The following is a 2293-nucleotide window of genomic DNA, read 5'->3' as shown; positions in this document are numbered from 1 at the left end:
CACGGACGCGGCGGGCAACGAGACGCGCGGCGAAAGCGCGTCCTTTACGGTAGACAGCAGCAGCGTGGCGCTGACCATCGACCAGGCGAACGACAACGTGGGCAGCATCACCGGCCCGGTAGCGAACGGCGGGCTGACGGATGACGCGACGCCGGAGCTGCAGGGCACGACGTCGCCGGGCGCGATGGTGACGGTGCGCGACGCGGCGGGGACGGTGCTGGGCAGCAGCACCGCAGATGCCCAGGGCATATGGACCTTCCAGCTGGCGGAGCTGGCGGACGGGGAGCACAGCTTCACGGCCGAGGTGACCAGCGCGGCGGGCAACCGCAGCGAGGCCTCGTTTACTCTCAATGTAGACGCTACCGCACCCGCGAAGCCCGTCATCACCAGCATGCTTGACGACGTGGGCACGATCCAGGGCGTGGCGACGGAGAGCGGCGGAGTCACCGACGATCCGGCGCCGACCTTCAGCGGCACGGCGGAAAAGGGCGCGCTGGTCACCCTCTACGACAACGGCGCCCTGCTGGGATCGGTGAAGGCCGACGACGTGGACGGCAGCTGGAGCTATACGCCGACCACTAATCTGGTCGAGGGCGATCACAGCATTACCGCAACGGCCACCGACGCGGCGGGCAACGTCTCAGCAATCAGCGACAGCTGGCCGTTCGAGCTGGATATCAGCACGTCCGCCCCAGACATTACCACTAACACCGAGGCGGAGCTGGCGGGCACCGCCGAGGCGGGCGCGGTGATCGTGGTGACCGATCCCACCACCGGGTCAGTGGCGAGCACCGTGGCAGACGCGGACGGCAACTGGAGCATCCAGCCGAACCCGGCAGAGGTGGACGCCAAAAATGTAGAGGTAGTGGCCACCGACGAGGCGGGCAACAGCAGTAGCATCATTATTGACGGCCCGGCCGACGGCACGCCGCCCGACAATATCGACTCCGGCATTATTATCGACTCCATCAGCCTGATCGATGACGTCGGCACTATTACCGGGCCGATCCCGGACGGTGGCGTCACCGACGACGCGCGCCCGACCTACTCTGGCCAGGCGACGGCCGATATCGATCACGTCAACATCTACGACAACGGCAGCCTGATCGCCACGGCAACGGTGGACGAGAACGGCCGCTGGAGCTGGACGCCGGACGAGGATCTGGCGGACGGCTCGGCGCATGACCTGGCGGTCTCAGCGGTAGACGCGGCGGGCAATGAAGGGCCGAAAGCGAGCGGCACCGCCGACGACGGCTGGAGCTTCACCGTGGACACCTCGGCGCCTGACAACCAGTCCTCAGGCATCGTTATTGACTCCATCAGCCTGCTCGATGACGTCGGCCCGGTTACCGGGCCGATCCCGGACGGCGGGGTGACCGACGACGCGCGCCCGACCTACTCTGGCCAGGCGACGGCGGATATCGACCACGTCAATATTTACGACAACGGCAGCCTGATTGCGACGGCGACGGCGGCGGTGGACGTGGACGGCCGCTGGAGCTGGACCCCGGAAAGCGCCCTGGCGAGCGGGGCGCACGCCCTGACCGTCTCGGCAGTGGACGTGGCGGGCAACGAGGGGCCGCAGGTGAGTGGCACCGATGATGCAGCGTGGGACTTCACTCTGCTGACCAGCGCCCCGGCGGAGCCGTCGATAGAGAACGTCTACGACGACTACAGCCAGGGGGAAGATCCGGACACCGGCTATCTGCAGAAGAACCAGGCAACCAACGACAGCACCCTGACGCTGAACGGCTCGGCGGGTCAGGAGGTCACCGTCATCATCTGGGCGACGGATGCAGCGGGCAACCGGGTGAACGTGGGCGAGGGCCGCACGGACGCCAACGGCCAGTGGAGCATTACTACTGCAGCGCTGGGCGCGGACGGGGTCTACGACCTCTCGGCAACGGCGGTAAACGCGGCGGGGGTTTCTTCGACGGAGACCGGACCGTTCCGCATCGTGCTGGACACCACACCGCCGGAGGCGGCAGCCGCGAAGCTGACTGATGCCCAGGGCAACGTGCAGGGCACTATTGAGGAGGGGGCGATCACGGACGACCGCTCGCCGCTGCTGAGCGGCACGGCGGAGCCGGGCGCCACGGTGACGATCTACCTGGACGGGGCGGCGGCGGGCAGCGCCACGGCGGACGCCTCGGACGGCAGCTGGAGCCTGGCACTGGGCCCGCTGGCGGACGGCGAGCACAGCTGGCAGGTGAAGGTCACGGACGCGGCGGGCAACGAGACGCGCGGCGAAAGCGCGTCCTTTACGGTAGACAGCAGCAGCGTGGCGCTGACC

The 2293-nt window shown here is 68.0% G+C and carries 1 protein-coding gene; it reads left to right on the top strand.

The genetic code is table 11. The annotated features are described in order from the left end of the window. A partial coding sequence (locus B2J69_RS23395) for an Ig-like domain-containing protein (RefSeq protein WP_174580934.1) occupies nucleotides 1–2293 on the top strand: 2293 nt, incomplete at both ends.

It is taken from the genome of Pantoea latae, from assembly GCF_002077695.1.
Lineage (GTDB): Bacteria > Pseudomonadota > Gammaproteobacteria > Enterobacterales > Enterobacteriaceae > Pantoea > Pantoea latae.
Note: the sequence above shows the minus strand (reverse complement) of the source record. Positions and strands in the feature narration are given on the sequence as shown.